This is a genomic window from Chloroflexota bacterium (assembly GCA_040902225.1).
GTDB lineage: Bacteria > Chloroflexota > Limnocylindria > QHBO01 > QHBO01 > CF-167.
Window position 1 is genome coordinate 391773 of record JBBDXT010000002.1, and the last position, 20611, is coordinate 412383.

General features: G+C 69.0%; 21 protein-coding genes and 1 tRNA gene. 8 read left to right on the top strand and 14 right to left on the bottom strand.

Going from position 1 to position 20611, the window contains the following annotated elements; translation table 11 throughout:
• Positions 1 to 121 precede the first annotated feature (121 nt).
• Both WEB29_02090 and WEB29_02095 read right to left on the bottom strand, forming a co-directional pair.
• Positions 122 to 781, bottom strand: coding sequence for a response regulator transcription factor (locus tag WEB29_02090; GenBank protein ID MEX2135739.1), 660 nt, complete (start codon positions 779 to 781; stop codon positions 122 to 124).
• A complete protein-coding gene (locus WEB29_02095) occupies positions 778 to 2007 on the bottom strand; it encodes a PspC domain-containing protein (GenBank protein MEX2135740.1) in 1230 nt (409 codons plus the stop codon). Before WEB29_02095 ends, WEB29_02090 begins: the two co-directional genes overlap by 4 nt.
• Before the next feature lie 131 nt (positions 2008 to 2138).
• Between WEB29_02095 and WEB29_02100 the strand changes: the two genes are divergently transcribed.
• The 8 genes from WEB29_02100 to WEB29_02135 are packed head-to-tail and all read left to right on the top strand — an operon-like array spanning position 2139 to position 8703.
• Positions 2139 to 3311, top strand: coding sequence for a PspC domain-containing protein (locus WEB29_02100; GenBank protein MEX2135741.1), 1173 nt, complete (start codon positions 2139 to 2141; stop codon positions 3309 to 3311).
• Positions 3308 to 3520 (top strand): hypothetical protein, encoded by a 213-nt coding sequence (locus WEB29_02105; GenBank protein MEX2135742.1) that lies wholly within the window; start codon positions 3308 to 3310, stop codon positions 3518 to 3520. Before WEB29_02100 ends, WEB29_02105 begins: the two co-directional genes overlap by 4 nt.
• Positions 3517 to 4389 carry an ABC transporter ATP-binding protein gene (locus WEB29_02110; GenBank protein ID MEX2135743.1) on the top strand — a complete coding sequence of 291 codons (873 nt, stop codon included), beginning with the start codon at positions 3517 to 3519 and terminating at the stop codon, positions 4387 to 4389. Before WEB29_02105 ends, WEB29_02110 begins: the two co-directional genes overlap by 4 nt.
• 16 nt (positions 4390 to 4405) lie before the next feature.
• On the top strand, positions 4406 to 5335 hold the full coding sequence (locus WEB29_02115) for a hypothetical protein (GenBank protein ID MEX2135744.1): 930 nt from the start codon (positions 4406 to 4408) through the stop codon (positions 5333 to 5335).
• 8 nt (positions 5336 to 5343) lie between these two features.
• Positions 5344 to 5472 (top strand): hypothetical protein, encoded by a 129-nt coding sequence (locus WEB29_02120; GenBank protein ID MEX2135745.1) that lies wholly within the window; start codon positions 5344 to 5346, stop codon positions 5470 to 5472.
• Positions 5466 to 6446 carry a hypothetical protein gene (locus WEB29_02125; GenBank protein ID MEX2135746.1) on the top strand — a complete coding sequence of 327 codons (981 nt, stop codon included), beginning with the start codon at positions 5466 to 5468 and terminating at the stop codon, positions 6444 to 6446. The genes WEB29_02120 and WEB29_02125 overlap by 7 nt, the downstream gene beginning before the upstream one ends.
• On the top strand, positions 6443 to 7399 hold the full coding sequence (locus WEB29_02130; protein MEX2135747.1) for a hypothetical protein: 957 nt from the start codon (positions 6443 to 6445) through the stop codon (positions 7397 to 7399). Before WEB29_02125 ends, WEB29_02130 begins: the two co-directional genes overlap by 4 nt.
• Before the next feature lie 23 nt (positions 7400 to 7422).
• Positions 7423 to 8703, top strand: a complete 1281-nt coding sequence (locus tag WEB29_02135; protein MEX2135748.1) for an MFS transporter — start codon at positions 7423 to 7425, stop codon at positions 8701 to 8703.
• Between the two features lie 48 nt (positions 8704 to 8751).
• Here WEB29_02135 and WEB29_02140 read toward each other — a convergent pair.
• The 12 genes from WEB29_02140 to WEB29_02195 all read right to left on the bottom strand — a co-directional run bounded on the left by WEB29_02140 (position 8752) and on the right by WEB29_02195 (position 20606).
• Positions 8752 to 8868 (bottom strand) — tRNA-Gln (locus WEB29_02140).
• Between the two features lie 404 nt (positions 8869 to 9272).
• Positions 9273 to 10196 carry an aryldialkylphosphatase gene (locus WEB29_02145; GenBank protein ID MEX2135749.1) on the bottom strand — a complete coding sequence of 308 codons (924 nt, stop codon included), beginning with the start codon at positions 10194 to 10196 and terminating at the stop codon, positions 9273 to 9275.
• 20 nt (positions 10197 to 10216) lie between these two features.
• Positions 10217 to 11143, bottom strand: a complete 927-nt coding sequence (locus WEB29_02150) for a shikimate dehydrogenase (GenBank protein ID MEX2135750.1) — start codon at positions 11141 to 11143, stop codon at positions 10217 to 10219.
• Positions 11140 to 12090 carry a phosphoglycerate dehydrogenase gene (locus tag WEB29_02155; GenBank protein ID MEX2135751.1) on the bottom strand — a complete coding sequence of 317 codons (951 nt, stop codon included), beginning with the start codon at positions 12088 to 12090 and terminating at the stop codon, positions 11140 to 11142. The genes WEB29_02150 and WEB29_02155 overlap by 4 nt, the downstream gene beginning before the upstream one ends.
• On the bottom strand, positions 12083 to 13573 hold the full coding sequence (locus WEB29_02160) for a UTRA domain-containing protein (GenBank protein MEX2135752.1): 1491 nt from the start codon (positions 13571 to 13573) through the stop codon (positions 12083 to 12085). The genes WEB29_02155 and WEB29_02160 overlap by 8 nt, the downstream gene beginning before the upstream one ends.
• Entirely contained in the window at positions 13566 to 13985 is a 420-nt protein-coding gene (locus tag WEB29_02165; GenBank protein MEX2135753.1) for a hypothetical protein, read from the bottom strand. Before WEB29_02165 ends, WEB29_02160 begins: the two co-directional genes overlap by 8 nt.
• Positions 13986 to 13990: 5 nt before the next feature.
• Positions 13991 to 15532: an FGGY family carbohydrate kinase gene (locus tag WEB29_02170; GenBank protein MEX2135754.1), complete on the bottom strand. Its 1542-nt coding sequence runs from the start codon at positions 15530 to 15532 to the stop codon at positions 13991 to 13993.
• Positions 15533 to 15541: 9 nt separating this feature from the next.
• A complete protein-coding gene (locus WEB29_02175) occupies positions 15542 to 16108 on the bottom strand; it encodes a glucose-6-phosphate isomerase family protein (protein MEX2135755.1) in 567 nt (188 codons plus the stop codon).
• The gene (locus WEB29_02180) at positions 16105 to 17070 is read right to left on the bottom strand and encodes an alcohol dehydrogenase catalytic domain-containing protein (protein ID MEX2135756.1); all 966 of its coding nucleotides are present in this window, start codon (positions 17068 to 17070) and stop codon (positions 16105 to 16107) included. The genes WEB29_02175 and WEB29_02180 overlap by 4 nt, the downstream gene beginning before the upstream one ends.
• Positions 17067 to 18092: a Gfo/Idh/MocA family oxidoreductase gene (locus WEB29_02185; protein ID MEX2135757.1), complete on the bottom strand. Its 1026-nt coding sequence runs from the start codon at positions 18090 to 18092 to the stop codon at positions 17067 to 17069. Before WEB29_02185 ends, WEB29_02180 begins: the two co-directional genes overlap by 4 nt.
• Positions 18089 to 19120, bottom strand: a complete 1032-nt coding sequence (locus WEB29_02190; GenBank protein ID MEX2135758.1) for an ABC transporter permease — start codon at positions 19118 to 19120, stop codon at positions 18089 to 18091. Before WEB29_02190 ends, WEB29_02185 begins: the two co-directional genes overlap by 4 nt.
• The gene (locus WEB29_02195) at positions 19113 to 20606 is read right to left on the bottom strand and encodes a sugar ABC transporter ATP-binding protein (protein ID MEX2135759.1); all 1494 of its coding nucleotides are present in this window, start codon (positions 20604 to 20606) and stop codon (positions 19113 to 19115) included. Before WEB29_02195 ends, WEB29_02190 begins: the two co-directional genes overlap by 8 nt.
• Positions 20607 to 20611: the final 5 nt, after the last annotated feature.

Below are 20611 nucleotides of genomic sequence, written 5' to 3' on the forward strand. Positions count from 1 at the left end.
GCCAGCCCCGGGTTGCGCGCTATTGCGGTCGCCATGGCCGGTAGGGCCGACTTACTGAGCCGATCTCTGTCGTTACGCACGCTGGGTGTAAATGGGCAGCCGAACGAGGTCGGCGCGACTCCTAGATCAGGCGGCGGTCCGAGGCCCAGCGGGTCAGCTCGTATCGGTTCGAGAGCTGGAGCTTGCGAAGCACGGCCGAGACGTGGGTTTCGACGGTCTTGACCGAGATGTGAAGCTCGGTGGCGACCTCCTTGTAGGTGTAGCCGCGCGCGATGAAGCGCAGCGTCTCGCGCTCCCGGGCGGTGAGGAGGTCGAGCTCCGGGTCGATCGGCTGGTCGGACTCGCCGGCGAACGCGTCCAGCACGAAGCCCGCCAGGCGCGGCGAGAAGACGACGTCTCCATCGTGGACGCGCTGGACCGCGGCGACGAGCTCGTCGGCCGAAATGGACTTGGTCACGTAGCCACGGGCGCCCGCCCGGATGATGCCGATCACGTCCTCCGCGGCATCCGACACCGAGAGCGCCAAGAACTGCGCCCTGGAACCCTCGGCCCGCACCCCCTCGATCACCCCGCGACCGCCTCCGGCCGGCATGTGGACGTCGAGGAGGACCACATCCGGGTCAGCATCGACGATCCCGGCCACCGCCTCCTCGACGGTCCCCGCGTCGCCCACGATCCGACAGCTGCGGCTCAGCTCCGAGCGCACCCCGGAGCGGAACAGCTCGTGGTCGTCGACGACGAAGACGGTTACGCCAGCCGCCACTCGGGTCGGCGCGGTCACGACGGCTTCCTCGGGAGCCGCATCCCGATCTCAGTCCCTGCGCCGGGCCGGCTGTCCACGAGCGCAGTCCCGCCGTGGCGCTCCATCCGCCCGATGATCGAGTCCGCAATCCCCCGCCGGTCCGCAGCGACCTCCGTCGGGTCGAAGCCGGTGCCGTGGTCGCGCACATATGCGCTGATCGCCTCATCTTCGACCTCGACGTAGACCGATACCTCCGTCGATCCCGAGTGCCGCGCGGCGTTGAGCGTGGCCTCGCCGACCGCCGAGACGAGTGCGCGGGCGTGCTCGTCGAGATCGGCCTCGCCAACCACGATCGCCTCGACCTTGACCTGCTGGTCACGCTCCACCCGGCCGGCCATGGCGTCGATCGCGTCCCGCAACTGCGCACCGGCCTGCGTTGGAGCCCGCCCGTACAGCCACGCGCGCAGCTCGCGCTCCTGGGTGCGCGCCAGAGTCACCATCTCGCGCTGCGCCGGCGAGCGCTGAATAAGGGCCAGGGTCTGCAGCACCGAGTCGTGGAGGTGCGCCGCCATCTCGGCGCGCGCCTCGGTCCGCACGCGCTGGCTGCGCTCCTCGATCAGCTCGCGGACCAGGTTCCAGGCCCACGGCCCCAGGATGAGTCCGAGCCCGCCGATCGCGACGAGCGCGGCCAGCACCATCGGCCCGGCGACATCGAGCGAGGCGTTGTAGCCCAGGAAGATGGCCATGGCGCCGACGATCAGAGAGATTCCGATGCCCAGCCGCAGGAGCGAGACGCGGCGGGTGAGCACGGCGTCAAGCGGCCAGCGTCCGCCGCGCTCATCGCCCGAGCGGGCCCACAGGATGGCGAAGCCGATGGCGGCCAGCGAGATAGGCCAGGCCAGGGTCTCGCCGAACCAGAAGCCGCTGACGAACACGAGCAGGAACACGCCGCCCAGGATCAGCGCTCCACCCAGGGCCTGGCCGAGCGTGGGCCGGACCAGCGGGCCTCGTCGAGGCGCCGTCGCGGCATCGACTGCCTCCTCGGGGGCCAGCAGCCACGCGAGCAGATACACCACGACACCGAATCCGAGCGCGAGGCTGAGCGCCACGAATGCGAAGCGCACGAAGATCGGCTCGACGCCCAGGTGGTTGCCAATGCCGGCCGCCACGCCACCGATGACGCGGTCGCTTCGGCTGCGCTCCAATCGCGCACGCGCGGCGCCGGCCAGCTCCCCCCTTCCTCGCCGGACGCCGACCTGTGCCATCCCAGCATATTCGCACACCCTTGACCTCCCCACGATCGGGGATGACCCTGAGCTGATCTCGGTCCCGCTCAGGGTTGTTTCAGGGTGCTCCCCGATGGGCAGCCGCGCGGCATGCGCCCATCCTCACGCCAATGACCGGCCAACGCTCAGAACGCACCGGCGCCCCGCCGCGCCTCCTTCGACGGCGAACGAGCGATCGGGTGCTGGGGGGCGTCGCAGGCGGACTCGGGGACTACTTCAATGTCGATCCGCTCCTGATCCGCATCGCCTTCGTGGGGCTGATGATCTTCGGCGGCGCCGGTCTCGTCCTCTATGTCGTGGGCTGGCTGCTGATCCCCGCGGACGGCGAGAACGTTTCGAACATCGAGGGCTTCTTCCGCCGCCTCGGACTCACGTCGCAGCGCCTTGCCTGGATTGCACTCGCCTTCGTCGTCTTCATCGTGGTGATCGCCGGCGCGCCGGTGGGCGGACCGCTCGACGGCTCGGGAACAGTGTTCATCGGCCCGCTGCCCGGGGTGAATCAGTGGACGCTGTGGGCGGTTGCGATCATCGTCGTGGGGATCGTGATGCTTCGACGTCGCGAGTCGCCGGCTCCGGCGCCCCCGGCGCCCCCAGCGACCCCTGCCATGACCGCCGAAGCGACGATCCCCGCGCAACCGTCCACCCCCGCGGTGACGGCGGTGAAGGCCGCGCCGCGGCCGCGCTCACCGCTCGCCCTCTACACGTATGGCGCGATCCTGCTGAGCATCGGGCTGTTGGCGCTCGCCAGCCAGATGGCCGACGTGTCAGTCTCACCTGGCCAGTTCTTCGGGACGGCGCTGGCTGTGCTGGGGATCGGCCTGGTGGTCGGCGCGTGGTGGGGGCGCGCCCGGATCCTGATTCTGGTCGCGTTCCTGCTCGCCCCGATGGCGATCGTGGCCAGCTTCATCACCGCGCCACTCGCGGGCGGGATCGGCGATCACCGGTACACGCCGGTCACGGCGGCCGAGGTGAGGGACGAGTACCGTTCGCTTGGCGGTCGGCTGATCCTCGACCTGACCGACCTGAAGACAGGCCCGCGCACCATCCACATCTCGGTGAGCGTGGCTGTGGGTCAGCTGGTCGTGATCCTGCCCGAAAATGCAACGGTCGAGCTGCGCACCCGGGTCGGGGCGGGCGACTCGGTGGTCCTCGGCTCACAGGACGTCGGCACGAGCCTTGACAGCAGCTATGTTCGCCACCATTTCAACCCGATCAGCTACATCCTGGATCTCGAAATGGGTATCGGCCAGGTGTTCGTGACCGACTCGAGGATCAACTGGTGACGCGCCATCCGGCCGATCTGCTCTCGCTCGTGGCGGGGCTCGCGGTGCTCGGCCTCGGCCTGGTGCTCCTCTCGGGTGGCGTCGGCGACATCCCGATGGAGTGGGTCGGTCCGGCGGTGGCGATCGGCCTTGGAGCTCTGATCCTCTATGCGGCGCGACCTGCGCGCGAGGCGAGCGAGGATGCGCCAGTTCCGAGCGACGAGTCATGAGCACAGAGCCCGTACTGGAGGCGCACGACCTCGCCAAGCGGTACGGACGTCGCACGTGGGCGCTGACGGGGATCGACCTCTCCATTCCGGAGGGGGGCATCACCGCGCTGGTCGGGCCGAACGCTGCGGGCAAGTCAACGCTGATCAAGACCTGGATCGGCTTCGAGCGTCCGACGCGCGGCGGCGTGAGGGTGGCCGGCATCGATCCGTGGAAGGACCGCTCCGCAGTGCTTGGGCAGGTCGGCTACGTCCCGCAGTCGCCGGCGCTGTACGACGGGCTGAGCGTCGACGACCACCTGGACCTGGCCGTTCAGCTGCGTCCCGATTTCGATCAGCACTATGCCCGGCTGCGGCTGGATCAGCTCGGCATTCCTCCCGATCAGGGGGCGAAGTCACTCTCTGGCGGCCAGCAGGCGCAGGTGGCGCTCGCCCTGGCTCTCGGCACACGTGCCAGGATCCTCCTTCTCGACGAGCCACTGGCCAGCCTCGACCCTCTGGCACGGCGCGAGTTCCTGCACGTCCTGACCGATGCGGTCCGTTCCGACGGCGCCACCGCGCTCCTCTCGAGCCACATCGTCACCGACGTGGAACAGGCGTGCGACAGGCTGGTGGTGCTGGGCGTGGGCAAGATCCTGCTGCACGACACGGTGGCAGACGCCAAGGCGACCCACTGGATGGCGACCGATGGCGCCGCAACAGGCGATGGCGAGGTGATTGGCTCGTTCGGTGGCCCCGCAGGTGAGCGCCTGACCCTGATGCGAGGATCAACCCGTTCTGAGGGAGAGAACCTTCGCCCCGCGTCGCTCGAAGAGGTCGTGCTCGGCTACCTGGCCTCGGGCCGTGGCAAGCCGGGCGAGGCGGCCGCGTGAGGCAGGGGCGCGACCGATGACGTGGGCGCGCCTCGCCTTCAGACTCCAGCGGTCGCCCATCGGCTTTGCGGCGTTCGTGTGCCTCGGGCTGGCGGGGACAGCGGCGTGGCTGACGATGAACTTGCCGTCGATGCTCGCGGAATGCGAGACGTCCGCTGCGCCGGATGGGTGCGGGGTCATCCACCTGTTCGGGTCGCCCCTCGGCGAGACAGCGATGATGACCCAGCTGGCGATCGGCGTCGCGATGTACGCCGTCCCGCTCGTGCTCGGAGTGCCGGTGCTGACGCAGGAAATCGAGCCGCGGACCGCGATGATCGCGTGGCCGCTGGCGGGTTCGCGCCTGAAGTGGCTCGCATGGCGGGCGGGGTCGGTGCTCGTCATCGGCATGGTGCCGATCGGCGTCCTGGCCTTTGCCGCCGAGGGGCTGGCGGGTGTCCACGCACCGGGCAGCGACCTCGGCTTCGCCCAGCACGGAGGGCGCGGCATCTCGCTGATGACCCGCGCCGGACTGATGCTCGTCGTGGCCGTCGCCCTTGGTGCGGTGATCGGGCGGCTGCTGCCGTCCCTGCTGATCGGCATCGCGCTGGCCGTGGGACTCTCGACCGCGGTCGGGTCCCTACCGCCGTACGGAGTCGCGCCGACTGAACTCACGCTCTCCGGAGAGAACTTTGAGGGCGGGCAGCCATTTCAGACGGGGCATGCGTACCGAGCGCCCGACGGCACGCCGATCACCAACGACGAGGCCGAGGCGATGCTGATGGCGGTATACGAGGAGTACAGTCCCAACCTGCCTCCGTCCTCGGTCCTGCCCCAGGGCGTGTTCTACGGCATCGCCGGCTCGCGGTACTTCGAGGTCCTCGCCCGCGAGTCCGCGGTGCTGGTCGGCGCGACGGTGCTGGTCGGCGGCGTCGCGGCAGCGGTCGTTCAGCGTCGGCGGCCCGAGTGAGCAGACCGATGGCCTTGGCACGGCTCGCGTTCCGCTCCGGCCGGGCGGCAAACCTGCGCCCGGCGTCCCTCGAGGAGGTGGTGCTCGGCTACCTGGCCTCGGGCCGTGCGCGCCCCGATGAGGCCGTTGCGTGCTGAGGATCGGCTCGTGGCTGGCCCTTTCGTTTCGGCTGAACCGCTGGGAGGTTCTCGCGTCGGTGGCTGGGACTGCCCTGCTCGCGGCGGCGATGCTGTGGTTCACCTGGCAGCTGCGGACGCTGGCTGCCACCGAGCCGGCGTGCCTCGACCCCACGACCTATGTCGCGGCCTGCGAGCAGTCCCCCCAGCCGTTCTACGAGCTGAGCAGCCGAGCCGAATTGCTCTCCTACCTGGGCTGGGCCGCCCCGTTCGGGATTGGCCTGGTGCTGGGCGTTCCGCTCGTCTCGCGCGAGATCGAGCAGCGAACCGCCGGCGTGGCCTGGACGTTGAGTCAATCCCGGGCGAGGTGGCTGGCGTGGCGCGTCGCGTTCGCGGCCCTCGTCATGATCGTGCTGCTCCTCGTCGTGGCGATCGCCAGCGAGGTGCTGGCCTCCGCACAGATGCCAAACAGGCACCTCGATGACGACTTCGCCTGGTACGGGCGTCGTGGCGGGCTCATCGTGGTGCGCGGGCTGGCATCGCTGGGGATCGGAGTGCTGCTGGGTGCCATGCTCGGGCGCGTCCTGCCCGCGCTCCTGGTGGCGGCCTTTGCATCGGTGCTGATCTTCACCGCCATCAGCTTCGGCATGGACCGATGGATGGAGACGGATGCCATCGTGCAGGCCTACGGCGCGGATCTCGCGGGTGGCCGGTACCTGGGCCAGCGCGTGGAGCTGCCGAGCGGTGAGTTGATCGATTACGGCGAGCTCCAGCGACGCGGCCTCTCGGCCGAGTGGTTCCAGGACGACATGATCTTTGCCCGCGAGGAAGACGTTGGCCATCCGGAGAGGATGATTGGCCGGGACCGTGGGCTGATCGTGCCGGGGCGGCTCTACCCGCAAATCGTCCTGCGTGAGTCGGCGGTCGTTGGTGCCACGGCGCTACTGCTGGGCCTCGTCAGCGCAGCGGTGGTCGCGCGTCGGAGGCCTGGATGACGCTCCGCGGCTGGCGCCTTGCCTTCAAGATGCAGCGCCTCGAGCTGCTGCTCTTCGTTGCGGCCGCGGTCCTCCTCGTAGTGGCCTCGGTGCTGATCGCCAAGGGGGCGAGCGAGGCGCGGGCCGCCTTCGACGCGTGCTACCAGGCGTCGGGGACTGACACCAACTGCGCGACCTCTCCCAGCCTGAATGACTTCTCTGGGTGGGGCGGCTTCGCCAGGATCGGCGCGTTCCTCACGCCGTTCGCCCTGGGCCTGTTCCTGGGGGTCCCGGTCGTGGCTCGCGAGATCGAGGGACGGACGGCGGGGATCGCCTGGACGCTCAGCCGATCCCGCTCTCGCTGGCTGATCCAGCGCGTCCTTCCGCTGGTGGTCGTGGTGATCGTCCTCGCGACGGCGGTCGGCATCGGCAGCGAGTTCGTGACACGGACGAACCCCTTCGCGGACCTCGCCGCCAACCCGGGCTTCGCGGATCACACTGCTAGAGGCTGGATGCTGCCGGTACGGGCGCTCGCCGTCCTGTTGCTCGGAATCGCGGTCGGTGCCATGGTGCCCCGGCAGCTGCCTGCGCTCCTGCTGGCCGGCGCCGTCACGCTGGCGCTGTTTGTGGGGCTGTCGATCGGCATGGATGCCTGGATGACCGCGGAGGCCCAGCCGATCCTCATCGACGAGAGCAGCCGATTCGGGCCGTTTGGCGAGGGGCCTCGCATCTTCGACGTGGCCTACCGGGACGATGCCACCGGCGAGGTGATCACGATGAATGACTTCTACAACCGGTACGGCGACGTCTTCGTGCCGGATGGGGGAATGCCAGAAGGATTCACGGAGGTTGCGATCGGGATTCCGGGCACCGAGTACGGCATCTGGGTCCTGCGCGAGTCCGCGGTCCTGGGTCTAGTCGCGCTGGCAAGCGGCGGGCTGGCGACGCTCGTGGTACGCCGGAGGCGCCCCTGACCGGCGACGGGTAGAGTCCCCGCATGGCGCCCGAGCCCGCCCCCAACGAGCATGCACGAGCCGTCGAGCGCACCTACTTGACCCTGACCCTGCTGAGCACGCTCGCCTCGTCGTTCATCTGGGGCATCAACACCATCTTCCTGCTCGATGCCGGACTTAACAATGCCGAGGCGTTCGCGGCCAATGCCTTCTTCACCCTGGGGATGGTCATCTTCGAGATCCCTACCGGCGTGTTTGCGGACACGCGCGGCCGCCGCTTCTCGTACCTGCTGGGCGCCGCCACGCTCCTGGTCTCAACGCTTCTCTACCTCGTGATGTGGCAGATCCACGCTCCGCTGTGGGGCTGGGCGATTGCCTCCATCCTGCTGGGCCTGGGATTCACCTTCTTCTCGGGCGCCACCGAAGCCTGGCTGGTCGACGCTCTGCACGGCACCGGATTCCAGGGCCACCTGGAACATGTCTTCGGTCGGGCGCAGACGGTGACCGGAGCGGCCATGCTGGGTGGCACGGTCGCGGGCGGGCTCGTCGCCCAGCTCACCAACCTGGGCGTTCCATACATCATCCGCGCGGCGATGTTCGGTGTGACCCTGCTGGTGGCCTGGCGCTTCATGCGGGACATCGGCTTCTCGCCGGACAGCGATGCGAGCGCGGTCACCGCCGTCCGCAACGTCCTCAGGGGGTCCATCGATGGCGGCCTGCGCAACCCGCCGGTGCGCTGGCTGATGCTGGCGGTCCCATTCACGGCCGGCACCGGCATCTACATCTTCTACGCCGCGCAGCCCTACCTGCTGGAGCTGTACGGGGACCCAACCGCCTACAGCATCGCGGGCCTGGCCGCGGCGATCTTCGCCGGGGTGCAGATCGCCGGGGGGCTCCTGGTGCCCTACGTCCGTCGGCTGTTCCGGCGCCGGACCGATGCGCTGCTGATCGGCGGCGTGCTGGGCGTCGCCTTCCTGGCGGTGCTGGGTCTCAAGCCGGGCTTCATGGTGGCCCTGGCACTTCTGGCAGCCTGGTCCCTCATCGGCGCTGTGACGAGGCCAATGCGATCGGCCTTCCTGAACGACGTCATCCCCTCCGAGCAGCGCGCCACGGTGCTGTCCTTCGACTCGCTGATGGGATCCGCGGGCGGCGTGGTGGCGCAGCCCGTGCTGGGCCGCGTCGCAGATGGCGGCGGCTACGCGGCCTCGTACCTGATCTCGGCCGGGGTGCAGCTGGTCGCGCTGCCGCTGGTCTTCCTGGCGCGCCTCGAGAAGTCACCCGCGGACCCGATCACCGACGTTGACGAGGTGATCGAGCCCACATGACGACGTAGGAGAGCGGAATCTCGGCGGGATCGGCCGGGGGTCTGAGACTGGCTGGGGCGGAAGGATTCGAACCTTCGATCTCCTGATCCAGAGTCAAGTGCCGCCCGGAGGCCCGCAGCGGCCGTCCTCAGCCAAGATTCGTGCTCAGACTCGGCCCACGCCTCGTCCTCGCATGTTCGGTTTTCCGGTGAGTCAGGTGCCCAGCCCGGAAGGGAGTCAGGTGCCCACGCGCGAAAACGGAAAGAATCAGGTGCCCACGCGCTGGCGGCTCCTGAGGGGATTGTATAGGTTGGGCGCCCCGAGGCGTGGCTGTCCCATTCGACCTTGTACTGGCTTGGCCGCACATGAGTGGGCTGCCTCTCGATATCCTTATACGCAGTCAGGTGATCACGGATGTCGCGTCCCATCGGTGAGGCAGGATTGAAGCCCGGTCGAAATCGGCGCTCGATCCTGCATTGGCGGCTAGCTGCATTCCCGAATCCCCACCTCAAGCCTCGCTACGCATCCCGCCCGGTCCGCGAGGCGCGACCGAAGCCGGCAGGCCATGGCTGGTCGTCCATCACGCAGAACTACGCCGGCCACGCCAACAGGCGTGCGGGATTCGTCACGAGCACGGCATCGAGGAGGGCCGGACCGGCAGCTGCGGTGAGGCGCGGAATGAAGCGGGTCGGAAGGTATGCCATCCCCGGGAGCCCCCCATAGGACGCGAACGAGGAGCGCCGCGCGACGTCCCCACCGAGCAGAATGCGGTCGGCAGCTCCGCCCCGCGCAACTGCAAGAAGGCACTCAATGAGGATGGAGTCTGGCCAGTACTTCGCCCGTCCCGCTCCGTCATAGCCCAGGTACACTCCCGAGGCGGCGAGCTCGAGGTGGAGCTCCGCGTCGGGGTTGCGGTCGACGTGGGCGAGCGCGAGTCGGTGGCGCGGGACGCCTTCCTCTTCGAGGAGCGCTGCGACCTCGAAGCCCGCCGTTCCCTGCTCAAGATGGCAAACGACCGGCGCGCCGGTTCGTCGGTGCGCAGCGCCCGCCGCCGCCAACACGTTGCGCTCGAACGTCGATATGTGCCAGTAGCCAATGCCGACCTTGATTACACCGGCACGCACATCGGTCGCCGGTGGCGGAGTCGACGATCGGTCATCGGCGTTCATGCCCTCCATGAGGTCACCAACGAAGCGCTCCGCCAAGTCGTCCGCGGTCATCTCGCGAAGCCAATGCCTGTCCGGGTAATGCGCCTCTTGATGCACGCCTGTGCTCGCGACGATCGTCATGCCTGACCGCGTGGCGATGTCTCGCAGGCCCTCCGGACGCCTGCCGAGGCCGATGGGGGTTAGCTCGACGAGAGCATCGATTCCCGCCGACCGGAGCGCGGTCGCTTCGTGAGTGGAGCGGGCCACGTCATCCAACTCGTCGCCACGCATCAGAGAACTACTCTGGAGGAGGTGCTCGTGGTAGTCGGTGCGCCCGAGCGATCCAGCGGGTATGTCGCCCGTCACGGTCCGGACGAATGATGGCGTCACAGGCGTTCGGCCTTTGCGATCACCGACAGCCGCCTGAGCATCGCCCTGTCGATCCGGATTCCGAAGACCTCCCCGATCACCTCGCTCCACCCATGGACGAAGTAGCGCCAGCCATCCTCCACCGCCTCGAGCTGCGCACGCTGCCTCGAAGCCTGCTCGAGGAACCGAAGCTTGCCGCGATAGTTGAGCTCCCACGCGATGCCACCCTCGGGGAACCGTGCGGCGTCGGTGAGCGGTGAGCCCGGACGGTCCTTTCCCATGCCGGTGGCGTTGATGACGAGCGATCCGCCAGGCAGCGCGGCCATGCGTCGATCGTTCTTCTCCGGGACCTCGTTGCAGACGAGCTCGACGCGATCGGCGACGCCGAGCCACTCGAAGACCGATCGGCAGGCGTCAAGCCTAGGCGCTGTCCGATTCACGAGCGCCACGCGTCGAGGGCGGTCCGCCGCGGGTCGCTCCGCAAGAAGATGGACGGCGATCGCTAGGCCGGCGCCGCCCGCCCCGAAGCACAGAACCTCTGCGCCTGACGCAAAGTGCCCGGGAGGCACGAACGCGTCGAGCGCTCGTCCGCCGGTGATCACGTCCTTCGCCTGCCCGATGAACCGTCCGTCGCGTTTCGAGATGCACGACACCTCGCCGAGAAGTCGCGCGTGCTCGTCAAGCTCGTCGAAGAGATTGCTTGCCGCGTCGAGGATGCGGACCTTGTGCGTGGTGACGAGCGCACCGCGTACGCAGGTGTCGTCGCGAAGATCGGCGATCACCGCCCGGTAGGCTGCCGGATCGGTGTCGAGCGGCAAGTCGATGGGCTCGAGCACCGTACCGGTGATGCCAAGGGCGCTGGCCCACTGCGGGAAGAGACGGTTGATCGAGCTGCGCGTCGCGGTCACGCCGACGAAGGCGAGGGTGTCGGCAGTCCGCGTCACGCCGAGGCTCCTGCGCTGACCGGATGCTCCGGAGCCTCGCCGCGCACGAGGACCCGCACGCACTCACGTGCGGCGCTCATCCCCATTCGGTCGACGGCCTGAACACTCTGCCCTGCGATATGCGGCGTGACAATGACATTCGGCGCGTCGAGGAGCGGGCTCCGGCCATGGTCTTCCGTGCTGAGGACGTCGGTCGCCAGCGCTCCGAGCCGGCCCGTGCGCAGCAGCTCCGCGACGGCGGCCTCGTCGATGAGCGCCGCGCGCGCCGTGTTCACGAGGATGGCGCCGGGTCTCATGGCCGTGAGCAGCGTGCCGTCGATGAGGGGCCTGGGCGTCGCGGGGGCGTGGAGCGTGACGATGTCGGCCACACGGACCAGCTCCGCGAGCGAAACGAGCGGGATGTCGACGTCAACCGCATATGGATCGTGCGCCACCACTCGCGACCCGAAGCCGTTGAGACGCCGGTGGACGGCCCGACCGATCCGGCCGTAGCCGACGATCCCGACCGTGCACTCGCCGAGCTCGCGCCCTACCTTGCCGGACCAATGGCCCGCCCGCACTGCACGGTCACCCTCGACGATGCCGCGCAGGGCGGCAAGTGCCAGCCCGATGGTCAAGTCGGCGACGGCCTCGGCGTTGGCACCGGGGGTGTTGGTGACGATCACGCCTCGGCGACGAGCGGCGTCGAGGTCGACGCTGTCGACGCCGACCCCGTAGCGGGCCACGATCCTCAACATCGGCGCTGCGTCGAGATGCTCTGCGCCGATCGGAGCGGTGCCGGCGATCCATCCCTCGGCGCGGGCGAGGTGCGGCAGGAGCGCGACCAACTCATGGCCCGGATCGCCGCGGACGACGTTCAGGCCCTCGGCGCGAAGCAGAGCCTCTGGATCCTTCTCGCCGCCGCCGAACGACCGCGTCGTAACGAGGACGGTCCGGTCCTTATCCACGCGGCACCTCGTCGATGACGGCACGAAGTGCCGTCGCGCGACGAGCGAGCTCCCGAGCATCGCCGGCAGCCACCGCGTCGGGCGGACACAGTGGCCCCCCCACGTTCACCGCCACGGCGCCGGCCTCGAGATACGCGGCGATGTTCGAAGCGTCGACGCCGCCCGACGGCATGAGCGGCACGTGGGGCATGGGTGCCGCCACCGCGCGCACGTAGGCGGGACCGCCGAGGGACGCAGGAAAGAGCTTGACGGGGCCGCCCGTGAGCCGATAGGCGGCCAGGAGCTCGGACGGCGTCTGACCGGCGAGGATGACCGGCACAGCGGCACCCGCAGACGCCACCTCCGGCACCAAGGCCGGGCAGACGAGGAACTGCGCGCCGGCCTCGATCGCCAGGCGAGCCGATCCAGCGTCGAGGACTGACCCCGCGCCCACGACGACGTCTCCGAGCGCTCGCGCCTGCTCGATCGCCTCCAGTGCGTTCTCTCCGGTCAGCGTGAACTCGACGAGACCGACACCGCCCTCAGCGAGAGCGCCCGCGATGACGCGACCATCAGCGTAGCGAGGCGCGCGAACGACGGCGACGATCCGGTCGGTCCGCAGCCGCGCACCGAATGGCGTCGACCAAACGTCCACGCCAGGGCCCGACCCGCGGCGGTCGACCCGTATCGGCGCACGATCTCCCCCGAGCAACGGAACCACGGTCGGCTGGAATGGGAGCGTCGGCTCGCCAGGGACCATCTCCACCGCGAAGCGCGTCCGATCGGCCCGATGCCACGCCTCGAACCACTCGAGCGGCGCCCCGTCGTGTGTTCGGCCCGCACTTCGCAGGAGCAGGAGTGGCGTGCCCTGGGCGACCTCCAGGTGGTGGGCGACCTCGCCCTCGGCGGGCACGGCCTCAACGGTGCGCTCGCCGGAGTGGACTCGCAGGCCATACGCGCTCCGAAGGTGCGCATAGAGCGATCGATCCGTGAGGTCGAAAGTCTCGAGGCCCGGGCATCGCTCGCGCGGCAGGTACGTAACCACGTACGCGAGCACGCGGCCAGCGACCGAGCGCACACGATCGATGCGGATCGCGTGGGTGACGCCCAAGAACTCCCCCACCTCCAGCGGTACCTCGGTGATCTCCTGCCGCAGGACGCGGGTGCCGACCTCGAGCCCCATGCGCGTCACGTCGTCGTAGAAACCGCTGGCGCGCTGGACGAAGCGCTCGGAGAGCTTCTTTTCGGCGACGAAGCTGCCGCGACCGCGCACGGTGCGGATGAAGCCAGCGTGCGCGAGGTTGCGGAGCGTCTGGCGCGTCACGCTGCGCGATACATGGTACGTGGCGCAGATCTCGTTCTCCGACGGGAGGAGGTCGCCGGGTCGATACAGCCCCGCGTCGATCTCGGCGCGGATGATCTGCTCGAGCTGGTGATAGAGCGGCGTCGGCGCGGTGCGGTCGATCTGTCGTAATCGTCCGGGTGATCGTGCCTGATCAGCCATCCGAATCACCGTCGCTCCGAACAGCCATGTCGGGGGTCACGCCATCGGGGACGATCGCCACCGCCAGGAGCGTGTCCTCCTCGATGTCGTGCCAGTCATGCAACGTGCCGGGATGGAAGACGTAGGTCTCGGGGCCTACATAGTCGAGGGCGCGCCCGGTGGGAAGCCCCAGCGTGCCGCGCCCGCGAACAATGAGACAAAAGGCGAGCTTGGGACTGGAGTGCATGACGTAGCCGCCGCCGGCGGCGATCTCGACCAGCTGAAGCTCGACTTCGCCGCGATCCTCGATGCGGTAGACGCCCACCCCGTGGAGCGGCTGCCCGTCGAGGTGAGGCACCGGATCCAATTCCGGTGCCTCACGGACGTTGGCGCTGATCTCGCCGTTGACGATGTCGAAAACCGTGACTCGCATGACGTTCAGCTCCGTTCCTCGACCGATGCGCCCTGCGGCGCGTCTGCCATCGCGCGGAAGACCGGCGTGAGCGCGTCGCCCAGTGCCCGGTAGGCGCCGCGCAGCTGGTCATAGATTGCGTGGCGTTCGGCATCAGGCCGAACAGCCGTGCCGGCTCTCTGCCACGAGTCTGCCGCCGAGGCCACATCGCGCACGTGCCCGGTGGCGGCGGCGGCGATGATTGCGTCGCCCAGGACGCCGCACTCCTGCGTCACGACCGGAATCCAGTCGATGCCCAGCACGTCCGCCTTGATCTGGTTCCACAACGCACTCGCCGCACCGCCACCGATCGCCCGCGTTTCGCGCAGGTCACCGCTGCCCGCCTCAGCCGCCAGCCGTGCCCACTCGGCGTACTCGAAGGCGATCCCCTCGAGCAGTGACCGGAAGAGATGGCCCCGGGTGTGTCTCGACGTGAGGCCCACCCAGCTGCCGCGAGCATGAGGCTGCGGCGGCAGCACCCGCCCCTGAAAGTGCGGGAACCAGAGCAGGCCCTCGCTCCCCGGAGGGACGCTCGCGGCCAGCGCATCGAGGGTTGCGTAGGCGTCCGGCTCCGAGGCGAGGTCCGACGCGATCTCGTCGCGAAACCAGCGCAGGGCGAGTCCGCCGCCGTTGACGAACGCGAGGTTGACGAATGTGCCGGGCGCGACGCCCCGCGTGGCCATCAGCGTCCGCGCCGCGGTATCGGGGCGGAAGCCGTCGACGCAGATGCCGAACACACTGGCCGTTCCGGCCGCGTCGAAGGCCTGTCCGGGACGGACGACCGCCGCCCCCAGCGCCGAGGCCGCGGTATCTCCGGCGCCGGCCGCGATCGGCGTGCCGCGCGGCAGGCCGCTCGCGGAGCTCGCCTCGGCGGTCACCTCACCGATGACGTCGACCGGTTCGACGAGACGGGGCAACCGCGCCGGATCGACCTCGAAGAGCGCGATCAACTCATCTGACCACCGACCGCTGGCGGTGTCGGCGAGGTTGGTGAAATGGAGGTACGTCCGATCCATGAAGGCGTCGGCGACCTGAAGGCCGGCCAGACGCGCGGCGACGAACGAGCCGATCGGAACGAAACGCTCGATCTCCGCATACGCGTCGGGGCGCTCGTGCCGCCACCACAGCATCTTCGGACCGTGCGAGTAGGTCGGCGGGCAGCCGGACAGCTCCACGACGCGTCCTGCCCACTCCGCCATTCGGTCGATGTACGGCTCGCAGCGGGTATCCAGCCAGGAGTCGTAGTGCGTGACGGGCTCGAAGCCGGCGCCGATCGTCCCGATGCCCGACATCTGGCCACTGAACGCGATGCCAGCGATCTCCCCGCGCTCCCCCGACTCATCCAGCGCGCGGCGGATCACCCGGTGGGCAGACGCCTCGATCTCAAGCGGATCCTGCTCGACCCAACCGGCTCGCGGTCGATGCAGATGAACCTCCTCCAGCGCCGCACCCAGGATCGTTCCGTCATCCCCGACCACCGCGGCCTTACTCCCCATCGTTCCGAGGTCGCATCCGACGAAGACTGGCATGGCTGTACCTCAGCGCCGATGTCCTGGGTGCTCCTTGACCAGCGGAGCCCCGTCGTCCCCCTCGATCACGCGCACCGGGAACCCGTGCTCCGCCACGGTCGCGTAGTCGTGGCCCGCATCTCCGACATAGACCGCGAAGAACGCGAGCGGCTCATCGCCGATGTTGACGCTCCGGTGCGCCCAGCCGCCGGGCACGTAGGACAGGCTCCCTTTGCGGATCGGCTCGACCCGATGGCGTCCGTCCTCGGTGGCAAGAATGAGCAACCCATCGCCCGCAAGGCCGAGGTAGACCTCCGATCGGTCCCGATGCGCATGGAAGTGCCCCTTGGTCATGTGGTATTCACGGCCGATGCGGCCGGGCTCGATCACCGTCGTCGAGCATTGGAGTTCGCTGTTGGCCTCCGGAACCGGTACGGCGTAAACGCGGTAGATGATTCGATCTGGCTCGGCACCAGAGTCGTCGAGGTAGTAGCCGTGCAGATCCGCGACGCGTCGGTCCCCGACCACCGCGTCCATGGCGATCGCGCCGGACAGCAGGTCGATCGATCTCGTGAACGGCTCCATGTTCGGGATCATGCGGCCTGCCTCCTGAGACGAACGACGGTGCGAAGTGCGGCGCCGAAGTGCGGCGCCGCAATGGCGGCCGGGAGACCCTCCAGGTCGATCTCCGTCCTCGGCAGTCGCGCGAGGTCGATGGCGCCGGAGCGAACCAGTTCGAGTGCATCGCGATAGTCGACAAGACCCGAGCCGGTGCTGCCGACGAGGTCGAGATGTCGGTAGTGGATGATGTTCGCGTCCACCGGTGCGCCGTCAGGGCTGCCGGCAAACGCGTGCACCCGACCCCCCTCCGCAACGTGCGTCAGCGCCCACGCGAGCGACTCGGCACCGGGTGCCGTGACGACGACGACGTCCGGCGGCATGTCCATGATGGCGCTCACGTCGTCGGATGCCTCGATGACGCCGGTCGCACCGAGCTCCTGGGCTTGGCGCCGTCGCTGTGGGCTGCGCTGGCGAACGAAGACGCGCAGGCCGCGCGCTTGGAGCGCCCACATCGCGAAGATCCCCATCGCCCCGCCACCGACGACGACGGCAGATTCCCCCGCCTCGGCCCGCAGGCGAGTCGCGGCGTGCAGCGTGCAGGCGAGCGGCTCGAGCAGCGGCACGAGCTCCGCAGGCACACCATCGACGGGAATCACGTGCGCCGCAGGCACGACGACCCTCTCGGCGAAGCCGCCGTCCCGGTCGATTCCAACCGAGCGGCGCTGCGCACACCGATTCGTCTGACCTGCATCGCACCATGGGCAGCGACCGCAGCCCGTGTCCGGATGAACGCCAACGAGCGTGCCGTCACCCAGGCGGCCCGAGATTTCGTGGCCGGGAATCCGCCCGACAAGCTCTCCACGGCGCACGAGCCTGCGGTCGGTGCTGCACACTGCGGCGAACGCGACCTCGATGATGACCTCGTTAGCGGCAGGGGTCGGGTCAGGCAGCTCGGCCACCTCAGCCACGCCCGGGCCGACGATCCGGGCCGCTCTCACGACGCGACCTCGTCGATGGATACCGGTTGCCCGGTCTGCATCGAGCGGTTCGCCGCGATAACGACGCGCAGCGCCTCCACTCCGTCCCGCGCGCACGTTCGCGGCTCTTCCTGCCCGAGGGCAGCGGCGATGAAGTGGCGATCCTCCTCACGATAGGCGTCGCTGAAGAGCGTGCGCCACGATCGAACGGCATCGGTGACGGCCGCGCCGCTTCGTACGAGCATGGCGGTCGCCTCGGTAGGCCCGCCAACCAGGATCGTGCCCTCCGTTCCGTAGACCTCGACACGCGCGTCGTAGCCGTACCCCGACGGACAGGCGCCGTCGAGGTGGGCGACGGCACCCGCCGACAGCTCGATCGTGGCCGCCACAAGGTCCACGAAGCCCGGGTGGGAGGCCGCCAGGTCGGGACGCTTGCCGGCGCGACCGACGGCGTAGACGCGGGTCGCCTCCTGGCCTGAGAGCCAGCGGATGCAGTCGATGTCGTGCGAGTTCACCTCGGCGATGAGTCCGCCGGAGCTCTCCGGGTCCCACGCCCATTCGGGCGGCAGGCCAGGTCCGCGGCCGGTCGAGCGCACGTACAGCGGTTCACCGATGTCTCCCGCCGCGATGCGCTCGGCGACGCGCCGGAAGCGGGCATCGAAGCGCCGCATGAAGCCCATGAGGAAGGTCCGGCCGGAGCGCTCTGCAGCGTCGGCCATCGCCACCGCATCCTGCAGCGTCGAGGCGATGGGCTTCTCGCACAGGACGTGCTTTCCCGCCTCGAGCGCTGCGAGCGCGACGTCGTGGTGTGCGAACGTGGGGCTGGCGATGACAACCGCGTCGATGGCATCGTGCGTAGCCGCCGCCAGCGGGTCGGCGAAGCTCAGATCGACGCCCAGCTCGGCGGTCGCCGCCGCTCGCTGCTCGGTATCCGGATCTGCGATCGCCAGCAGCCTCGCTTCTCGGATCCCCGCTGCGAAGTTTCGCCCGTGGACCAGGCCGGCTCGGCCGGCTCCGATGAGGGCGACGCCAAGCTCGCTCATGTCGATTCCCGTGCGCCGACCCGGCGCCGCCACTGGTCGATCGCCACGACGATGATGATGATGAGCCCGGTCACGACGCGCTGCCAGAAGTCTGACAGGCCAAGGATGTTCAAGCCGTTGGCGAGAACTCCGATGATGAAGATGCCGATGACCGTGCCGCTCACCCGTCCCTCGCCGCCGAACAGCGCCGTGCCACCGATGACCACCGCAGCGATCGTGTCGAGCTCCATGAGGTTGGCCATGAGCGCGTTCGCCGACGTGAGCCGGCCGGCGAGCAACATCCCGCCGACCGCCGCCAGCGTCGCCGAGATGACGTACACCCAGAACCTGGTGCGGTCGACATCGATGCCGGAGACCCGGGCCGCTTCGCGGTTGCCGCCCACGGCGATGATGGCGCGCCCGAGCTTCATCCGGTTGAGGATGAACCAGCCGATGAGCACGCAAGCAGCGGCCACGACGATGATCAAGGGGAAGCCATAGACGTCGCCGGAGCCGAAGAGGGTCACCTCTGGCGGCATGCGGCGACCCTCGACGACCTGCGAGAAATCCGGGACCGGCAGGCCGCCGGTCACGAGGAGCGCGATACCGCGGACCGCGGTGAGTGTCCCCAGCGTCGCGATGATGTCCGGGACCCGCCACTTGGTAATCACGAGACCGTTGAACGCGCCGACCAGGAAGCCCGAAGCGAGTCCCAGCCCGATGGCGACCGGCGCGGGGAGTCCAAGGTGCGCGTATGCCACTCCCATGACGCTGCCTGCAAGCGCTGCCACCGCCGCGACCGAGAGATCGATCCCGGCGCAAATGATGACGAGGGTCTGGCCGACGGCCAGGATGAGGGACACCGAGTACTGGCGAAGGATGTTGAGCAGGTTGCCGGTCCCCATGAATCCCGGTGCCGCTACGGCGAAGACGAGGATCAGCACGAGCAGGATGAAGATGGCGCCGCCCAGACCGCCCGATCCGAGCAGCACCTTCGCCGCACGCGCCTGGATTCGATCCGTGATGGGCCGGAAGCCGGGATCAGACACGTGCACCTCCGGCGAGGGTCATGATCTCGTCCTCGCTGGCGCTGGGTGGCAACCCAGCCACGACTCCACCACCTGCCATGACCAGCACGCGATGACCGAGGGCACGCGCCTCGCGCAGCTCCGACGTCAGATACAGGATCGTCCCTCCGTCGTCGGCGAGGCTTCGAATGATGCGGAACACTTCTTCCTTGGCCCCCACGTCGACCCCGCGCACCGGATCGTCGAGGATGAGGAACCGGGCGCCCGAACAGAGGCAGCGCGCGAGCAGGATCTTCTGCTGATTGCCCCCTGACAGCGCCGAGACGGGCTGCTCGAGCGAGGGCGTGCGGATATTGAGCTCGCGGACATAGCGACTGCCGAGCTCGCGTTCCGTGGTGCGATCCAGTAGTCCTCGGCGCCCGAGGCGCGCAAGCGACGCCAATGTGATGTTCTGGGCGACCGTCATCCGAGGAACCAAGCCGAGCGCGCGATCCTCGCCAACGTACCCGACGCCGCGCGCGATCGCGTCAGCCGGCGATCGCACCACGGCGGGCCTGCCGAACAGCTCGAGCGACCCCTGGGTGCTGGGCTCGATACCAAAAAGCGTCCGCGCCAGACGCGAACGGCCCGCACCGACGAGGCCGAAGACGGCGGCGATTTCGCCGGCGCGCAGGTCCAGATCGAAGGGCTTGAGGCGCGGCGGGCGCGCGAGACCGCGCGCACGAACGACCGGCTGACCGTGGTCGGCCGGCCACCGACTGTCGGCGGTGCGCCGATTGAGATCGAGCGCGGTGCCGACCATCAGCCGCGCGAGCTCGGCCTCGGACGCCTGCGGGGTGGCCAGCGACCCCACCAGCTTGCCGTCGCGGAGGACCGTCACCCGATTCGAGATCTCGAGAACCTCCGGAAGACGATGGCTGACATAGATCACGGCGACGTTCTGGGCCGTGAGATCGCGCACGACCTGAAAGAGCCTGTGCGACTCGCGCTCCGACAGGGCGGAGGTGGGTTCATCGAGGAGAAGGACCTTCACCTCGCGAGAGAGCGCCTTGGCGATCTCAACGAGCTGGCGCTCGGCCATCCCGAGGTGACGCACGCGACGCTCGGGCGCTACGTCTACGCCGACGCGCGCCAGGTATTCGCGCGCTCGCTCGATGGTTCGGCTGACGTCGACGCCGCCGAAGCGGCGCTCCTCCCATTGGCCGAGCATCACGTTCTCTCCCACGGACATCGTGGGCACGAGGCTCAGCTCCTGGAACACAATCCCGATGCCGTGCCTGCGCGCGACCGCGGGGGACCCGAGCGGTATCTCGCGACCGTCGATGCGCATCGACCCGGCGTCTGGGCGGACGGCGCCCGCTACAACCTTCATCAACGTCGACTTGCCGGCGCCGTTCTCCCCGAGCAGGGCATGAACCTCGCCGGCGTCGACATCGAGGTCGACGCCGGCGAGGGCTACCGTTCCCGGGTACGCCTTCGAGATCCCGCGAAGCTCAAGGACCGACACGAGAT